This window comes from Nocardia sp. IBHARD005 (genome assembly GCF_052814245.1).
Genome location: NZ_CP199935.1, coordinates 2,241,344 through 2,257,943 on the forward strand (window position 1 = coordinate 2,241,344; position 16,600 = coordinate 2,257,943).

Consider the following 16,600-nt stretch of genomic DNA (forward strand, 5'->3'; position numbering starts at 1 on the left):
CGACAACTAGTGAACTTTTGCTCGAATTCGACCCGAATAGGGGAAAGGAAGTTACGTGCTAGACGTCAACTTCTTCGATGAACTCCGGATCGGCCTTGCCTCCGCCGATGACATCCGCCAGTGGTCTTTCGGCGAGGTGAAGAAGCCGGAGACCATCAACTACCGCACGCTCAAGCCGGAGAAGGACGGGCTCTTCTGCGAGAAGATCTTCGGTCCCACCCGGGACTGGGAGTGCTACTGCGGCAAGTACAAGCGTGTCCGCTTCAAGGGCATCATCTGTGAGCGCTGTGGCGTCGAGGTGACTCGCGCCAAGGTGCGTCGTGAGCGGATGGGCCACATCGAGCTGGCCGCCCCGGTTACCCACATCTGGTACTTCAAGGGCGTTCCGTCGCGCTTGGGTTACCTGCTCGACCTGGCGCCGAAGGATCTCGAGAAGATCATCTACTTCGCCGCCTACGTCATCGTCGGTGTCGACGAGGAGCTGCGCCACAACGAGCTCAGCACCCTCGAGGCCGAGATGGAGGTCGAGAAGAAGTCTGTCGGCGATCAGCGCGACGCCGATCTCGAGGCCCGTGCGCAGAAGCTCGAGGCCGACCTGGCCGAGCTGGAAGCCGAGGGCGCCAAGTCCGACGTGCGTCGCAAGGTCAAGGACGGCGGCGAGCGCGAAATGCGTCAGCTGCGCGACCGCTCGCAGCGTGAGCTGGACCGCCTCGACGAGATCTGGACGACCTTCACCAAGCTGTCGGTCAAGCAGCTCATCGTCGATGAGGTGCTCTACCGCGAGCTGGTCGACCGCTACGGCGAGTACTTCACCGGTGCGATGGGTGCGGAATCCATCCAGATCCTGATGAAGAACTTCGACATTCCCGCCGAAGCCGAGAGCCTGCGCGAGACCATTCGCTCGGGCAAGGGCCAGAAGAAGCTGCGTGCGCTCAAGCGTCTGAAGGTCGTCGCGGCTTTCCAGACCAACGGCAACTCGCCCATGGGCATGGTGCTCGACGCTGTCCCGGTGATCCCGCCGGAGCTGCGTCCGATGGTTCAGCTCGACGGTGGCCGTTTCGCCACCTCCGACCTGAACGACCTGTACCGCCGCGTGATCAACCGCAACAACCGCCTCAAGCGACTGATTGACCTCGGTGCGCCCGAGATCATCGTCAACAACGAGAAGCGGATGCTGCAGGAGTCGGTCGACGCACTGTTCGACAACGGCCGCCGTGGCCGTCCGGTCACCGGACCGGGTAACCGCCCGCTGAAGTCGCTGAGCGATCTGCTCAAGGGCAAGCAGGGTCGTTTCCGTCAGAACCTGCTCGGCAAGCGCGTCGACTACTCGGGCCGTTCGGTCATCGTGGTCGGTCCGCAGCTGAAGCTGCACCAGTGTGGTCTGCCGAAGCTGATGGCGCTCGAGCTGTTCAAGCCGTTCGTCATGAAGCGTCTGGTCGACCTGAACCACGCGCAGAACATCAAGTCCGCCAAGCGGATGGTCGAGCGTCAGCGCGCACAGGTGTGGGATGTCCTCGAAGAGGTCATCGCCGAGCACCCCGTGCTGCTCAACCGCGCGCCCACCCTGCACCGCCTCGGCATCCAGGCCTTCGAGCCCCAGCTGGTCGAAGGCAAGGCCATTCAGCTGCACCCGCTCGTGTGTGAGGCGTTCAACGCCGACTTCGACGGTGACCAGATGGCCGTGCACCTTCCGCTGTCCGCGGAGGCGCAGGCCGAGGCACGCATCCTGATGCTGTCGTCGAACAACATCCTGTCCCCGGCGTCGGGTCGCCCGCTGGCGATGCCGCGTCTGGACATGGTGACGGGCCTGTTCTACCTGACCCGTCTCGACGAGAACGGTGCGGGCACCTACAAGGCCGCCGCCAAGGACGTGCCGGAGTACGGCGTGTACTCCTCGCCCGCCGAGGCACAGATGGCCGTCGATCGTGGCGAGCTGACCGTGCGGTCCACCATCAAGGTGCGGCTGACCGAGCAGCGTCCGCCGCGCGACATCGAGAACGAGCAGTTCCCGGACGGCTGGAAGCGCGGCGACGCGTGGCTGGCCGAGACCACTCTGGGTCGGGTGATCTTCAACGATCTGCTCCCGGCGGACTACGCGTTCATCAACGAGCCGATGCCGAAGAAGCGTCAGGCCACGATCATCAACGATCTGGCCGAGCGCTACCCGATGATCGTCGTCGCGCAGACCGTCGACAAGCTCAAGGACGCCGGCTTCTACTGGGCCACGCGTTCGGGTGTCACCGTCTCCATGTCGGACGTGCTCGTTCCGCCGGAGAAGCCCGAGATCATGGAACGCTACGAGACCATGGCGGACCTGATCGAGAAGAAGTACCAGCGTGGTGCGCTCGATCACCAGGAGCGCAACAACGCCCTGGTCAAGATCTGGCAGGAAGCCACCGAGGAAGTGGGTGCCGCGCTGCGTACCCACTACCCGCCGGACAACCCGATCATCACGATCGTCGACTCCGGTGCCACGGGTAACTTCACCCAGACCCGTACCCTCGCGGGTATGAAGGGCCTGGTGACGAACCCGAAGGGTGAGTTCATCCCGCGCCCGATCAAGTCCTCGTTCCGTGAGGGCCTGACCGTGCTCGAGTACTTCATCAACACCCACGGTGCTCGTAAGGGTCTGGCTGACACGGCGCTTCGTACCGCCGACTCGGGTTACCTGACCCGTCGTCTGGTCGACGTGTCGCAGGACGTCATCGTCCGCGAAGAGGACTGTGGCACCGAGCGCGGCATCCTGGTGCCGATCGCGGAGAAGCTGGCCGACGGCACGATCATCCGTGACGCGCACGTCGAGACCTCCACCTACGCCCGGACCCTGGCGTCCGACGCGGTGGATGCCAAGGGCAATGTCATCGTGACGAAGGGCGCCGACCTCGGCGACCCCGCGCTCGACGCGCTGCTCGCGGCCGGTATCACCGAGGTGAAGGTCCGCTCCGTGCTGACCTGCACCACCGGCACCGGCGTCTGCGCCACCTGCTACGGCCGTTCGATGGCCACCGGCAAGCTGGTCGATATCGGCGAGGCCGTCGGCATCGTCGCGGCCCAGTCCATCGGTGAGCCCGGTACCCAGCTGACCATGCGCACCTTCCACCAGGGTGGCGTCGCGGGCGACGACATCACCGGTGGTCTGCCGCGTGTTCAGGAGCTCTTCGAGGCCCGTGTCCCCAAGGGCAAGGCGCCGATCGCGGAGGTCTCGGGTCGGGTGCGGCTCGAGGACGACGACCGCTTCTACAAGATCACGATCATCCCTGATGACGGGTCGGAGGAAGTCGTCTACGACAAGCTCTCGAAGCGTCAGCGTCTGCGTGTCTTCAAGCACGACGACGGCTCCGAGCGTCTGCTGGCCGACGGTGACCACGTGGAGGTGGGTCAGCAGCTGCTCGAGGGCGCTGCCGATCCGCACGAGGTGCTGCGCGTGATGGGTCCCCGTCAGGTGCAGGTCCACCTGGTCCACGAGGTCCAGGAGGTCTACCGCTCGCAGGGTGTGTCGATCCACGACAAGCACATCGAGGTCATCGTTCGCCAGATGCTGCGTCGTGTGACGATCATCGATTCGGGTGCGACCGAGTTCCTGCCCGGTTCGCTCACCGAGCGCGCCGAGTTCGAGAACTCGAACCGTCGCGTGGTGGCCGAAGGCCGCGAGCCGGCCTCGGGCCGTCCCGTGCTGATGGGTATCACCAAGGCGTCGCTGGCCACCGATTCGTGGCTGTCGGCGGCCTCCTTCCAGGAGACCACCCGAGTGCTGACGGACGCGGCCATCAACTGCCGCTCCGACAAGCTGATCGGCCTGAAGGAGAACGTGATCATCGGTAAGCTCATCCCGGCCGGTACCGGTATCAACCGTTACCGCAACATCCAGGTGCAGCCGACCGAAGAAGCCCGTGCCGCGGCGTACGCGGTGCCGTCCTACGACGACACCTACTACTCCCCGGACAGCTTCGGCTCCTCCACCGGCGCAGCAGTGCCGCTGGACGACTACGGCTTCAGCGACTACCGCTAGTCCGTGAACAAGGACGCCCCGCTCCTACCAAGGAGCGGGGCGTTCGTCGTCTCACGGCTGCGCAACTTAGGTATCGTTGGACTCATGACCGCGGCCTACGATCACTACCCCGAGCTGCATCGTCTGGTTGAACAACTTCGACCAGAGACGGCTCCGGCCGCGCGCGAGGCGTTGCTCCGTTTGGTCCAAGACCCCGTGCGGGATCGCCTGGCCGCCCTGCCGTCGTTCGACGGCCCAGAAGACCTCAGCGAGCGTATGGATGACGATCTGTTCGAGTCCGAGTGACGCTCATCGTCGATGCGAATGTTCTTGTCGCGGTGATGAATCGCAAAGACAAGCGGCATGCTGAGATGAAGGCGTACCTGTCATCGAGGACCGACGACTTCGTCGTGACGCCCTATATCGTCGCCGAGGTGACGTACCTGTTGCAGAAGTACGCAGGCGCCCAGGTCGAGATCCAGTTCATGGAGACGTTGCGCGACAAGCTCTTCCGCGAAGAATTCGACCCAGCTGACTCGAACCGAATCGTCGAGTTGATGAAGCAGTTCGCGGACTTCCCACTCGGCGCGGCCGACGCTTCGTTGATTGCTGTGGCCGAGCGCCTACACATACGCGACATCGCCACAGCCGACCACCATTTCCGCGCCGTCCGGACAGCAGGCCTCGACTACATCAACGTCGTTCCCTGACCGCCGCTGCTTCCTGAGTACAGTCGCCCGTGTGAAATCACCTAGTCGTCGTCGCTCTCGCTGTGATCGGTGCGCTGGCGATGGCATTCACCGTCTATCGCGTCGCCGCCAACTCGATGTCCGACCAGGCTGTCATCAGTTGCCGCCCGCAGTCCAGCAGGTCGTACTGCGCCGGGCGGGGTGTCGCCGGGTTCGCCGAGGCGGACGGTGACGACTCCGATGAGAATCAGTGCGCCGCCGAGTAATTGGATGGGGCGGGGGGCTTCGCCGAGCAGGATCCAGGCGAAGATCAGGGCGGCGAGGACTTCGGTGAGGGCGACGAAGGAGGCCAGGCGGGAGCCGAGGCGGCGGGTGGCGGCGATGCCGGTGACGTAGGCGATGGCGGCGGTGACTATGCCGATGAGGAGGATGGGGATCCACCAGGGGGTGGTGAAGTCGGCGAAGGCGACGGGTTCGGTGGTGGCGCGCAGGGGGACGATGCCCGCGAAGCCCGCCAGGATCAGGGTGAGGCCGCCGATCAGGAGGCCGCCGCAGGCCAGGACGGTGCCGGGGAGGTCGCCGCCCTGGGCGGAGAGGACGAAATAGGCCGCGGCGCCGACCATCGCGGCCAGGGCCCAGGCGATGCCGATCGGATCGGTCGACAGGCCCGAGGCCACGTCGAGAACGAGGAGCAGCCCGGTGATGCCCAGAACCGCGCCGCCGATCGTGGCCGCGCCGGGTTGTTGCCGGTGGCGCACCCACAACCAGCCCACCACGGCGATCGGCGCGGTGTATTCGATCAGCAGCGCGGTGCCGACTTCCATGTGCGCGACGGCGTTGAAATAGGCGAGCTGGGTGCCTGCCACGGCGACCAGCCCGTACGCGCCGATGAGACTCGCGTTGGCGCGCACCAGTTTCCAGTTGCCTCGCAGCTGGGGGAGCGCGAGCGGCAGGAGCACCACCCCGGCGAGGATGACCCGGGCGGCGACGACGGCGGCCGCGCTCCACCCCGCGTTCATCAGCCCGCGCGCGAGCGGGCCGGACAGCCCGAACGAGGTGGCCGACGCCAGCGCGAGCAGCAGCCCGGATCGCATCCGGATCGCGCTGTCATTAGTCAAAGTCACCATGACTAATGACGGTAAGCAACCTGCGGTAATATGTCAATGTGGTTTTTGCTCATGACACCGAGGCGGCCCTGCTGGCGGCGGTCGAACTGGTCAATTCCGCCGAGGACCCTGACACCTTGACCGAAACGGCCCAGCTCGCCGAGTTCTTCGATCGCCACATCTACACGGGCGCGCACACCGGCGACGCGGCCGAACTGACCGCTGTCCAGGCCCTGCGCGCGCCGCTGCGCGCGATGCTCACCAGCGACCGTGACGCCGCCGTCACGCTCGTGAACGAGACTCTCGCCGAGCACCGCGCCGTGCCGCAGCTGGTCCGCCACGGCGACGTCGACTACCACGTGCACGCGGTCCCGGCGCAAGCTCCACTCCCGGTCCGCATCGCCGTCGAAACCGCGATGGCGATGATCGACCTGATCCGCGCCGACGACCTGAGCAGACTCTCGAGCTGCGCCGACGCGGACTGCGCGGGACTGGTACTCGACCTGTCCCGCAACCGCTCCCGTCGCTATTGCAGCACCGCGTGCGGCAATCGCAACGCCGTCGCCGCCTACCGTGCGCGCCAGAAGTGATCGGAGTCGACCTGGCTGGGCGGTTGCTCACGCGCATCGGCTAGTTCGAGCCGGGCAGACCGCCGGGTTTCGATGCCCGGCGGCACGACAGCGGGCTACCGGACCTTCGGGCACTTCTTCCCCGCGAGATGGCACTTGTCCTCGAACCCGGCGGGCAGCCAGGTGCCGGTCTTCAACAGCGGGTGATGCGGAAAGTGTTGCAGCGCGGCGGTGACGAAAAGCAGTACAGCCCAAGGACTCTGAACCTGGATCTGCTGCAGCTTGCCTTCCCGGTCGGGGAACCGGCAGCCGATCCGATCCGGCGCGGTGAGGTCGATGGACTCGAGTGCCGACCAGTACAGCGAGAACGACCGTTCGGGATCGGTCAGGTGCAACCGCCGGTCCGAGATCATCACCGACCCGGCCCGCTCGGCCACCCAGCGCGGTTGCGTGGCAGCCGCTGCTTGCGTGCGCCGCGTCCGGTTCACGACCGCGTTGCCCAACTGCGCGGCCGCGGCGATCGGGGCCGGACCGGCGACGGGGACCTGACGACGAGCCCGGCTGCCGTCGCCCGTCGTCCGCCACGTGTACCAGTTGACCGCGCCCTCGGCCAGGCCGACCTCGCCCGGCTCGGTCCGCACCCGCGTCGCCGTGTGCGGGATCAGCGCCACCTCACCGCGCGCCAGCAGATCGGCCACCCCGCACGTGTACAGCAGGTAGTCGTCGAACCACGTCCACCCAGCCTGTTCGGCCAGGGCGCGTTCGATATCGGCCAGCGGGTCGAACACCACTCTGATCACCACCCACCCGTGCGGACTTCTGCTGTCAACGTTAGCGGAGACGGGCGGCGTGATCAGCGTTCGCTGTCCAGCACGGCCATCTGCTCAGCCGCGTAGCGCTCACCCGCGACAGCGTCGGCGGGCGCTGCCGCTTCGATCATGGCCAGCTCGTCCGGTGTGAGCGAGATCGCGAGCGCCCCGAGCGTCTCGTCGAGGCGGGTCCGGCTGCGCGCGCCGATAACCGGCACCACGTCCGCACCTCGGCTCAGCACCCACGCGATCGCCAACTGCGCGACCGAAACGTGTTTCGTAGCAGCGATATCAGCGAGTGCTTCGACCAATCGCAAGTTCCGAATGAGGTTGTCGCCCTGGAACCGTGGGCTGTGCGCGCGGAAGTCGTCCGCCGCCGACGGCCCACCGCTGCGGAAGGTATCGCTGAGCAGCCCACGCGAGAGCACACCGTAGGCCGTGATGCTGGTGCCGAGTTGCCTTGCGACCGGGAGGATTTCCTTCTCGATGCCACGGGAGATGAGCGAGTATTCGATCTGTAGGTCGGCGATCGGATGCACGGCCGCGGCACGTCGCAAGGTGTCGGCACCGACCTCGGAGAGTCCGATATGGCGCACGTATCCCGCCTCGACCAGTTCGGCGATGGCGCCGACGGTGTCCTCGATCGGCACCTCGGGATCCAGGCGCGCGGGCCGGTAGATGTCGATGTGGTCGACGCCGAGCCGGGTCAGCGTGTAGGTGAGGAAGTTGCGGAGCGCGGCCGGGCGCCCGTCGAATCCGCCCCACGTCCCGCCCGGACCGCGCAGCGCACCGAACTTCACGCTGAGTACCACGTCTTCGCGGGCGTGTTCGGCGATGGCCTTGCCGATCAGCATTTCATTGTGGCCTGCGCCGTAGAAGTCGCCGGTGTCGATCAGCGTGATGCCGGCGTCGATGGCGGCGTGCACGGTCGCGGTCGATTCACGGTCGTCGGCGGCGCCGTACATGCCCGACATTCCCATGGCGCCGAGGCCGATGCGGCTCACGCGGGGGCCGGTGTCGCCGAGCACAACGGTGGGGATCTGTGAGTTCGTCATGCTTCGAGCCTGCGCCGCGGGTGCGGTTCGCGGGAGAGATCGTTCATCGGGGGATCGCCGGTCCCTGGCTGGGCGGCGCCGCGGCGGGCACGATGGAGAGATGGACCGATCCGAGCTGGCCGACTTCCTGCGCCGTCACCGGGAACTGCTCACCCCCGCCGATGTGGGCCTGCCGCCCGGCGTGCGCCGACGCACTCCCGGCCTGCGCCGCGACGAGGTTGCCCTGCTCACCGGCATGTCGACCGATTACTACACCCGCCTCGAACAGGCCCGCGGTCCACGCCCGTCCACCCAGGTCCTCGCCGCGCTGGCCCGCGCGCTCCGGCTGAGCGCCGACGAACGCGACCACCTGTTCCACCTGTGCGGCCACCAATCCCCGGACCGTGGGGTGCGCGACAAGCATGTCGGCCCCGGACTGCTGCACGTGCTCGACAAACTCGACGACATCCCCGCCGCCGTGATCACCGATCTCGGCGAGGTCCTCGTCCAGAATCGCATGCACAGCCTGCTGGCGGGCGACCACAGCACCCGTCGCGGCCTCGACCGCTTCTACTCTTGGCGCTGGTTCACCGATCTATCGGCCAGAACGCTGTTCCCCGAATCGGATTGGGCCCGGATGAGCCGCAGTCACGTGGCCGATCTGCGCGCCACCGCAGCACGCCGGGCCGACGACGCCGAGGTCACCAGCTTCATCAGCGAATTACGACGCAACAGTGCGGAATTCGAAGAGCTGTGGAACGACCACGAAGTGGCCGTGCGGATCTCCGACACCAAGCAGTTCCTGCACCCGAAAATCGGTCTGATCGACACGATCTGCGAAACACTGCTCACTCCGAACGCGGCCCAGCGACTGCTCGTCTACCTGCCGCGCCCCGGCACGGACGCGGCGGAGAAGATGGCGCTGCTCCGAGTGATCGGTACCCAGCTACTCAGCCCCACCGCGCAAGAGGCGATCAGGGCGCCCCGGTGACGTAAGCCAGCGCGGTGTCGATCGCGGGCTGGCCGCCTGCCAAGGCGTAGCCCGCGAGCGCGCCGATCGCCGCGCCCGCCACCGTGGCGACCGGGACGGTGATGAAGTCCAGGATGAACAGGCCGAGCGGGAACCCGAGAACGAAACCGATGGCGGCCCCGATGGCGGCACCCTCGATGATCTTCGGTTGCAGGCGTTGGGTTTCGGCGAAGAAGCGTTCCTGTGCGCTGATGTCGCGCACCGGCTCGGTGGATTCGCTGACCGGGGTGAGGGTCAGGCTGGTGCCCTTCTCGTCGATCGACGGTGTGAGCGGCACTGCGTGCTCGCCGACGCGCACGACCATCGGCAGCGCGGCGAGTACCGTACCCGATTCATCGGTCACCGCGACAACTTTCGCGTCGTGGACGAGCTGGAACCGCCCCGTGTCGATGCTGGTGACCACCGCGCGCCGATCGTCGGTCGCGCTCACCTGGTAGTTCACACCCTTGTCCACCCCGCGCAGTGCAGGTGCCGGGGTCGGCTGTTCGGCGACAACCGCAGTGGGCTCGGCGTGCCCGTTTCCGGCCGCCGCCACGATGACCCCCATCGCTAGCAGGGCCGCCCCGACCCCAGTGCCGATCCTCATCCGCAAGCCTCCTGCTGCTTCACCCGGTCCGATTAGTCCCGTTCGTCGCGGCAAACCTAGCCGTTGTGGCCCTTTTCGGAAAGTCGGCTTGGGGCGGTAGGGCGGATCAGCGCGTCGCGTTCGACGGTTCGGTGCCGGTTTGTGGACGTCGCGCGAACTCCGGTGCGTGTTCGGGGCGCAGGCCGATGCCGCCGAGGTAGGCGGTGAGTCCGGCGAGCGCGGGCACGGCGTCGACAACACGCAGTGGCAGTGGCGCGATGCGCAGGGTTCCCCGCAACGCGGGCCCGATGAGCATGTCGTGCTCGCCACGCTGGGATCGCTGGGTGAAGCTCGCGGGCAGCATCCGCCTGCGCTGTACTTTTTCCAGGTCGGCGGTCTGCACGGTGCCGTCGAGTAGTGGCTGCGCCAGGATGCGCGCGGCCGCTACCGCGTCCTGCACCGCGAGGTTGACCCCGACCCCACCGACCGGTGACATCGTGTGCGCGGCATCGCCGAGGCAGAGCAGGCCGGGCACATACCACCGGTCGAGCATGCCCACCGTGACCTCGAGCAGCTTGACGTCGTCCCAGGTCTGGATCGCCGCCGTCGCCTCGGTGGACCAGCCGAAGAGTTCGGTGACGCGATCACGCAGCCACCGCACGTCGTGTGCGGCGCGAAGCTTTGCGTCGCAGCCTTTTTCGATGATGTAGCCGGTCTGGTAGTAGTCGCCGCGGTCGATGGCCACCGCGGAGTTTCCGCTGGTGAAGCGGGCCTGTACGGCCCCGCCGTCGGTATCGTCGGCCGCTTTGGGGATGCGGAAGAACCACATGTCCATCGGCACGTCCTCCATCCGCTGACGCAGGCCCGCTGCCTCGCGCGTCACGGAATCGCGTCCGTCGCAGGCGATCACGAGATCGGCTCGCAACGCGTGTTCGACGCCGTCGGCATCGAGGTAGCGCACGCCGGCCACCCGGCTCGCCTCGTCGATCAGCCCGATCACGGTCGAGCGCATGCGCACTGTGAAGGTGGGTTCCTCGGCGGCGGCGCTGGTCAGCAGGTCGAGGAAGTCCCATTGCGGCACCATGGCGATGTAGCGGTACTTGCCGGGAATCCGCGTGAGATCGGCGGCGATCACCATGCGGTCGCCGGCGTACATGCGCATCTGGGTCAGCTCGGAGCGCGGCAACTCGGCGAACTCGGCGCCGAGCCCCAGTTCGTCGATCAGCCGCACCGTCGATGGATGCACCGTGTCGCCACGGAAATCCCGGAGGAAGTCGGCATGCTTTTCCAGCACGGTGACGTCGACACCGGCTCTGGCCAGGAGCAGGCCTGCCATTGTGCCCGCGGGGCCGCCGCCGACGATGCAGCATGTGGTCTTGTCCATGAGTTCCCCCTCGATGATTTCCCACCACGATCTACGACAAAGCGTAGTAGAAAATCCGCTGGCGCGTCCATGGTTTGCCGAAAGGGCCTTGACTGCCTGCGGCCGCTGCGCAATACTGAACTAGATGGTTCAGTATGACTTCCTAGACGCCTCGTTCGGGGCGCTCGCGGACCCCACACGGCGGGGCATCCTCGAGCAGCTCGGGCGTGGGCCCGCGAGTATCAGCGAGTTGGCCGAGCGGTTCGAGATGACCCTGACCGGCATCAAGAAGCACATCGGGTTACTCGAGGACGCGGGCATGGTGGTCACCGAGAAGCGTGGGCGGGTGCGGTACTGCCGGATCTGCGAGCGCGTCTTCGATCGTGAGGTGGCCTGGATGCAGGGTTATCGGCAGATGCTCGAGGCCCGGATGGACCGTCTCGGTGAATTCCTGCAACGAACGGAGCCAGAGCAATGAGCACAACCACCAATGACGCGGTCATCACCTCCACCTCGGACCGCGAAGTTCACATCGAACGCGATTTCGACGCGCCGCTGGACCGGGTGTGGGACGCCTTCAGCCGCATCGAGCAGCTCTCGCGCTGGTGGGGTCGTGGACACGTGGTCGACGTCGAGCGCTGGGAGTTCCGCAAGGGCGGGCACTGGCGTTTCGTCGAACACGACGGGGACGAGTCCTACGGATTCGAAGGCCGCTTCCGCGAGATCGCCCCGAAGGAACGCATCGTGCAGTCCTTCGAATGGGACGGCATGCCCGCCCACATCTCCATCGACGCCACCACCTTCATCGACCTCGGCGACGGCCGTACCCGGGTCGTCACCGACAGCGTCTTCCACACGGCCGACGAATGCGCGGGCATGCTGGCCTCGGGCATGGAGGGCGGCCTCAACGACAGCTACCGCGCCCTCGACGCCCTGCTTGCCGGCGGTCGCTGATCGCGCACACCCGATGCGGCGCTGGGAGCCGCATCGGGTGCAGGCGTGGTCTGATCCCGCTGCGGCCGATTCAGCTCGCGCAGGCTGGTTCGTGGGGCGACTCGACCTCGGCGCCGAGTCAGCGGTGAGCGCAGCCGGTCGCTCGTTTGCGCGGTGCCCGGCAAGGCGATCCACAGCTGTAGGCCGTGGCCCGGCTCGGCGCCGGGTACGCCGAACTCCGAGTGCGCGATGCCGCGACCGGAGGTCATCAGGTTCAGCTGCCCCGGTTCGATCTCGACGTCGGAGCCCACCGAATCACGATGCCGGATGCGCCCGTCGAGCGGCCAGGTCACCGTCTGCAAGCCGATGTGCGGGTGCGGGAGGATGCGGCGTCGTACTCGGGGTGCTTGTTCAGCCAGCCGCGGATGAACGGGCAGTGCGCGGTGACGGTGCGTCCGCGGGCGATCACGTCCTCGATGGCCTGGCGGGCGAGTACCCCGCCGAGCCCTTTGCCCGCGAACGGGTCGTCGATCTCGGTGTGGATGAAATCGGTGTCGTTGTCGCGCTCGATGTACTCGGCGAAACCGGCGAGCTCATCGTCGAAGAACACGTCGTAGCGGTTCTTCTCGACGTTGTGCACGACGCGGCGCCGCGGATCGGTGGCCTCGGTCATCTGCCTGCGCTCCTTCCGCACCGGTACCGGTGCGCTGAGGATCGGTACGCGAACGTGCCGACCGTGCCGGCGACCCGGACGATCGCCGGTCTGCTCTTTCGCCGAGTGAATGCGTTGGTGAGGAAGCCGCGATTCAGCGGCGAGTACGGAACGAACGCCACACCCAGTTCGGCGCGCGGCGGGCACCGCGGTGCGTGCCACGTCGCGGGAGAACAGCGACCACTCCCGCTGCAAAGCCGCGATCGGGTGTCGCGGTGGTGCTCATGCGTCGCTTCCTTCGCTTGTGTGCACGGTGATCGTGGCGGGACAGACCACATCGGATCGGCCTTCGTAGATGGCGATCTTGTAGTCGAGAACGGCCACGGTCTTTCGCAGCTCCGCGATTTTCTCGAGCACGTCGGATCGGGTCTGCCGGAACATCTCCAGCCGCTCCGGGTAGGTCTGCTCACCTGCCCGTACCAGTTCGGCGTAGCGGACCATGTCGGCCACTGGCATGCCGGTCAGGCGCAGGCGCCCGATCAGCGCCAGCCACTCCAGGTCGCGGTCGCTGAACCGGCGGTTGCCGGTGTGATCGCGACCGACGTAGCTCATCAGCCCGATCCGCTCGTACCAGCGCAGCGTGTCGCGGCTCAGGCCCGATCGCTGCGCCACCTGGCCGATCGAATACCTCGGGCGCTCGTGCTCGTCGTCGCCGCTGTCGGCGCGTAGCGCCGCGTCCTGATCCATCGTGCTCGTCCCTTCCCGTGGAACTCCTCAGACGCTATCCACCTGGAGTGCACTCCAAGCAAGCTTATTCTCACGGGCGGGCGAATTCAGCTGTAGTTCGGCAGCTCCTGGATAGCCCACTTGTTGCCGTCGGGGTCGGCGAAGAAGGTGAACCGGCCCCAGCCCATGTCCTCGACGGGGGTGGCCGCCACCCCTGCGGCGATCAGCTGTTCATAGGCCTTGTCGGCGCTGGCCACGACCATCTGCATGCCCTCGACACTGCCCGGCGCGGCACTGGTGAGCCCGTGCCCGAGACAGATCGAACATCCCGAACCCGGCGGAGTGAGCTGCACGAACCGGATCTCCGGGCTCGGTGTGTGGTCGTGATCGGCGTTGAAGCCGATGCTGGTGTAGAAATCCTTGGCCCGGTCGACATCGGTGACCGGGATGGCAACGAGTTCGATTTTCCAATCCATGCGGTCAAGCATCGTTGCGGGGTCTGACAGAAACAAGGTGTGGATCACATGTCCGTGCGCGCAAGTGTGTGTACCGGGGTCCGGCAGAAACGTAGTGTGGATCACATGGCTGGTAAGGACATCGACCGCGTCAGGGCCCGCTCGGCTTGGGAAACGGTCAAGGAGAGCCCGGTGATCACCGCGATCGCGGTGGCGCCGGTGGTACTCGTGCTAGGCGTAGTCTGGGTGCTGACGAACGGATTCGTCGCGTTCCTGCTCCTCGCGCTGCTGGGGGTGGGCATCGTCGTCGGCGGCAAGTTGCTGAAGTGAACTCAGCGCGGGACGTGGAATGACGTGAGTTCGCCCGTGCCGGGGCCCAGGTGCGCCCACGGTCGGTCGAATTCGAGCACGGCCAGCGCCGAGGTGGGGAACTTGCGGCTGAGTTCGATCGCCTGATCGGATTCGCGGTTGCCCGCCAGTTCCCATGCGGTCCAGGGGATCCCCGGTACGTGGCCGACGATGAGCAGCGTCGAGATCGACTCGTCGGTGAGCCCGATCAGCTCCATGAGGGTGTGCGGGTTCGCGTCGTAGATGTCGTCGGTGTACTCGACCGGCGCCGTGATGCCGGTGGCGGCCAGCGTCTGTCTGGTGCGCTCGGCCGTCGAGCAGCGCACGGCGTCGATCGGCGGCTGGCAAGCGCGCAGCCAGGCACCGGCCAGTGCCGCTTCGCGTTCGCCCCGCGGTGCCAGCGGGCGGGCGTGGTCGTCGACATTGTCGGGGTAGGCCGATTTTCCGTGCCGCATCAAGATCAGGGTCGCCACCATGAGACCACCGTAATCCTGGGCAGCGGTGAGGTGGCGGTCACACTCGAGGCACACTGAAAGCTGCGTCACCGATGATGCGCCCGCGGCTCACCCGCCGCGGGCCCGTCGCGGCGGCGCCTCGAGCCACCGACCACACATTTCGAGGATCTGGACCTATGGCCTACGTCATTACGCAGCGTTGTTGCAACGACGCCAGCTGCGTCACCGAATGCCCGGTCGACTGCATCCGCCCGACTCCGGATCAACCGGAGTTCGCCACGGCGGAGATGCTGTACATCGACCCTGACACCTGCATCGACTGCGGTGCCTGCGTCGACGCGTGCCCGGTGGACGCGATCTTCTCCGAGGACGACCTGCTCGCCTCGCTGGCCAGGTATCGCGAGATCAACGCCGCCTACTTCCAGCGCCACCCGCTCGAGTCGAACTTCGACCCGCTGAGCACGCCGGCCCGCCCGCCCAAGAGTCTGGGCACGCTGCGTGTCGCGATCGTCGGCGCTGGCCCCGCGGCCTGCTACGCCGCCGAAGAACTGCTGCGGCGCAGCGATGTCGAGATCGAGATGTTCGACCGGCTACCGACACCGTGGGGCCTGGTGCGCGCGGGCGTCGCCCCCGATCACGCGGGCACCAAGGGCGTCGCCGACATGTTCGAGTCGGCGTTCCGTCGCGACTCGCTGCAGTACTACCTCAATGTCGAGGTCGGTGAGCACATCGATCACCAGGAGCTCCTCGACCACCACCACGCGGTAATCTACGCCGTCGGTGCCTCGAGCGACCGCTCGCTCGACATCCCCGGCGAGGACCTGCCAGGCAGCCACTCGGCCACCGAGTTCGTGGCCTGGTACAACGGCCACCCCGATTTCGCCGAGCGCGAGTTCGACCTGTCCGGCGAGCGCGCGGTGATCGTCGGCAACGGCAACGTCGCCCTCGATGTGGCGCGCGTGCTCACCGGCGACCCCGACGAGCTCGCCAAGACCGATATCGCCGATCACGCGCTGGACGCCCTGCGCCGCAGCAACATTCGTGAGGTCGTGATCCTCGGCCGACGTGGTCCGCTGCAAGCTGCCTACAGTTCGCCGGAGTTCCTGGCGCTCGCCCATCGCACCGGCGTCGATGTGATCGTCGACCCCGCCGATGTCGAACTCGACCCGCACAGCCGTTCGGTGCTCGACGATCCGAACATCGAACCCTCGTTGCGCCTGAAGTACGAACTCGCGCAAGAGTATTCGACGGCGAAGGCCGACCTGTCGAACAAGCGGATCGTCTTCCGCTATCTCGCAACGCCGACCGCCGTGCACGGCACCGACGCGGTCACCGCGATCGAGTTCGCGCACAACGAATTGACCGAGGAGAACGGGCAATTGGTGGCCACCGCCACCGATCGCACCGAAACCGTCGACACCGGACTGGTACTGCGCGCGATCGGCTACCGCGGCGAACCCGTCGCAGGCCTGCCCTTCGACGAGCGCCGTGGCACGGTGCCGAGCGAGCACGGCCGGGTTCTCGACGCGACCGAGCCCGTCCCCGGCGTCTATGTCTCCGGCTGGATCAAGCGCGGCCCGCGCGGGGTGATCGGCTCCAACCGGGTCGACGCCGAGGAAACCGTCGAAGCGGTGATCGCCGACTTCATCGCGGGCAAACTCACCGCGCCGACCGGCGACCGGGCCGCCCTGCGCGCGCTGCTCGCACAGCGCCAGCCCGATCTGGTCGACCGCTTGGGCTGGAAGACCATCGACCAGGCCGAGAAGACCGCGGGCAAGGCCGCAGGCAGGCCGCGGGTAAAGTTCACGACCCGCGCCGACCTGCTCAAAGCAGCCAAGGGCTAGGCCTAGATCCGGCAGGCCCCGCCCTGCCGGGCAC

At 66.8% G+C, this 16,600-nt stretch carries 18 protein-coding genes and 1 pseudogene; 9 read left to right on the plus strand and 10 right to left on the minus strand.

The genetic code is table 11. The annotated features are described in order from the left end of the window. Window positions 1-55 precede the first annotated feature (55 nt). From ACTWPB_RS10670 to ACTWPB_RS10680, 3 genes are all read left to right on the plus strand, one after another. A complete protein-coding gene (locus tag ACTWPB_RS10670; protein WP_446225499.1) occupies window positions 56-4,009 on the plus strand; it encodes a DNA-directed RNA polymerase subunit beta' in 3,954 nt (1,317 codons plus the stop codon). An 84-nt stretch (window positions 4,010-4,093) separates the two neighbouring features. Further along, window positions 4,094-4,294 (plus strand): hypothetical protein, encoded by a 201-nt coding sequence (locus tag ACTWPB_RS10675; protein WP_446225500.1) that lies wholly within the window; start codon window positions 4,094-4,096, stop codon window positions 4,292-4,294. After that, window positions 4,291-4,698 (plus strand): type II toxin-antitoxin system VapC family toxin, encoded by a 408-nt coding sequence (locus tag ACTWPB_RS10680; protein WP_446225501.1) that lies wholly within the window; start codon window positions 4,291-4,293, stop codon window positions 4,696-4,698. The genes ACTWPB_RS10675 and ACTWPB_RS10680 overlap by 4 nt, the downstream gene beginning before the upstream one ends. A 41-nt stretch (window positions 4,699-4,739) precedes the next feature. Here ACTWPB_RS10680 and ACTWPB_RS10685 read toward each other — a convergent pair whose 3' ends face one another. Further along, window positions 4,740-5,804 carry an EamA family transporter gene (locus ACTWPB_RS10685; protein ID WP_446225502.1) on the minus strand — a complete coding sequence of 355 codons (1,065 nt, stop codon included), beginning with the start codon at window positions 5,802-5,804 and terminating at the stop codon, window positions 4,740-4,742. A 38-nt stretch (window positions 5,805-5,842) separates the two neighbouring features. On the opposite strand from ACTWPB_RS10685, the gene ACTWPB_RS10690 reads away from it, so the two are divergent. Beyond that, window positions 5,843-6,373 carry a CGNR zinc finger domain-containing protein gene (locus ACTWPB_RS10690; RefSeq protein WP_446225503.1) on the plus strand — a complete coding sequence of 177 codons (531 nt, stop codon included), beginning with the start codon at window positions 5,843-5,845 and terminating at the stop codon, window positions 6,371-6,373. A gap of 95 nt (window positions 6,374-6,468) precedes the next feature. Here ACTWPB_RS10690 and ACTWPB_RS10695 read toward each other — a convergent pair whose 3' ends face one another. Together ACTWPB_RS10695 and ACTWPB_RS10700 are read right to left on the minus strand one after the other, a co-directional pair. Continuing rightward, a complete protein-coding gene (locus ACTWPB_RS10695; RefSeq protein WP_446225504.1) occupies window positions 6,469-7,143 on the minus strand; it encodes a hypothetical protein in 675 nt (224 codons plus the stop codon). A 62-nt stretch (window positions 7,144-7,205) separates the two neighbouring features. Next, complete coding sequence (locus ACTWPB_RS10700; RefSeq protein WP_446225505.1) at window positions 7,206-8,216, minus strand: aldo/keto reductase; 1,011 nt, start codon at window positions 8,214-8,216, stop codon at window positions 7,206-7,208. 100 nt (window positions 8,217-8,316) lie between these two features. Here ACTWPB_RS10700 and ACTWPB_RS10705 point away from each other — a divergent pair, with 100 nt between their 5' ends. Continuing rightward, window positions 8,317-9,186, plus strand: a complete 870-nt coding sequence (locus tag ACTWPB_RS10705; protein ID WP_446225506.1) for a helix-turn-helix transcriptional regulator — start codon at window positions 8,317-8,319, stop codon at window positions 9,184-9,186. Here ACTWPB_RS10705 and ACTWPB_RS10710 read toward each other — a convergent pair. Further along, a complete protein-coding gene (locus tag ACTWPB_RS10710; protein ID WP_446225507.1) occupies window positions 9,170-9,811 on the minus strand; it encodes a hypothetical protein in 642 nt (213 codons plus the stop codon). The two genes, ACTWPB_RS10705 and ACTWPB_RS10710, sit on opposite strands and share 17 nt — an antisense overlap. A 106-nt stretch (window positions 9,812-9,917) precedes the next feature. Then, window positions 9,918-11,192, minus strand: coding sequence for an FAD-dependent oxidoreductase (locus tag ACTWPB_RS10715; protein ID WP_446226297.1), 1,275 nt, complete (start codon window positions 11,190-11,192; stop codon window positions 9,918-9,920). Window positions 11,193-11,298: 106 nt separating this feature from the next. On the opposite strand from ACTWPB_RS10715, the gene ACTWPB_RS10720 reads away from it, so the two are divergent. Further along, window positions 11,299-11,631, plus strand: coding sequence for an ArsR/SmtB family transcription factor (locus tag ACTWPB_RS10720; RefSeq protein ID WP_446225508.1), 333 nt, complete (start codon window positions 11,299-11,301; stop codon window positions 11,629-11,631). Next, window positions 11,628-12,107, plus strand: a complete 480-nt coding sequence (locus ACTWPB_RS10725; protein ID WP_446225509.1) for an SRPBCC family protein — start codon at window positions 11,628-11,630, stop codon at window positions 12,105-12,107. Before ACTWPB_RS10720 ends, ACTWPB_RS10725 begins: the two co-directional genes overlap by 4 nt. Window positions 12,108-12,256: 149 nt before the next feature. Here the strand turns inward: ACTWPB_RS10725 and ACTWPB_RS10730 are convergent. From ACTWPB_RS10730 to ACTWPB_RS10745, 4 genes and pseudogenes are all read right to left on the minus strand, one after another. Continuing rightward, window positions 12,257-12,466, minus strand: a pseudogene (locus tag ACTWPB_RS10730) (pirin family protein); the annotation flags it as partial. Further along, window positions 12,436-12,759, minus strand: coding sequence for a GNAT family N-acetyltransferase (locus ACTWPB_RS10735; protein WP_446225510.1), 324 nt, complete (start codon window positions 12,757-12,759; stop codon window positions 12,436-12,438). The gene ACTWPB_RS10735 and the pseudogene ACTWPB_RS10730, both read right to left, overlap by 31 nt. Before the next feature lie 261 nt (window positions 12,760-13,020). Further along, window positions 13,021-13,485, minus strand: coding sequence for a MerR family transcriptional regulator (locus tag ACTWPB_RS10740; protein WP_446225511.1), 465 nt, complete (start codon window positions 13,483-13,485; stop codon window positions 13,021-13,023). Between the two features lie 86 nt (window positions 13,486-13,571). Beyond that, window positions 13,572-13,940 carry a VOC family protein gene (locus ACTWPB_RS10745; RefSeq protein ID WP_446225512.1) on the minus strand — a complete coding sequence of 123 codons (369 nt, stop codon included), beginning with the start codon at window positions 13,938-13,940 and terminating at the stop codon, window positions 13,572-13,574. 105 nt (window positions 13,941-14,045) lie between these two features. Between ACTWPB_RS10745 and ACTWPB_RS10750 the strand changes: the two genes are divergently transcribed. Then, entirely contained in the window at window positions 14,046-14,249 is a 204-nt protein-coding gene (locus ACTWPB_RS10750) for a hypothetical protein (RefSeq protein WP_446225513.1), read from the plus strand. Between the two features lie 2 nt (window positions 14,250-14,251). On the opposite strand, the gene ACTWPB_RS10755 is transcribed toward ACTWPB_RS10750, so the two are convergent. Then, window positions 14,252-14,743, minus strand: coding sequence for a SixA phosphatase family protein (locus tag ACTWPB_RS10755; RefSeq protein ID WP_446225514.1), 492 nt, complete (start codon window positions 14,741-14,743; stop codon window positions 14,252-14,254). 155 nt (window positions 14,744-14,898) lie between these two features. Here ACTWPB_RS10755 and ACTWPB_RS10760 point away from each other — a divergent pair, with 155 nt between their 5' ends. Beyond that, the gene (locus ACTWPB_RS10760) at window positions 14,899-16,566 is read left to right on the plus strand and encodes an FAD-dependent oxidoreductase (protein ID WP_446225515.1); all 1,668 of its coding nucleotides are present in this window, start codon (window positions 14,899-14,901) and stop codon (window positions 16,564-16,566) included. Window positions 16,567-16,600 lie beyond the last annotated feature (34 nt).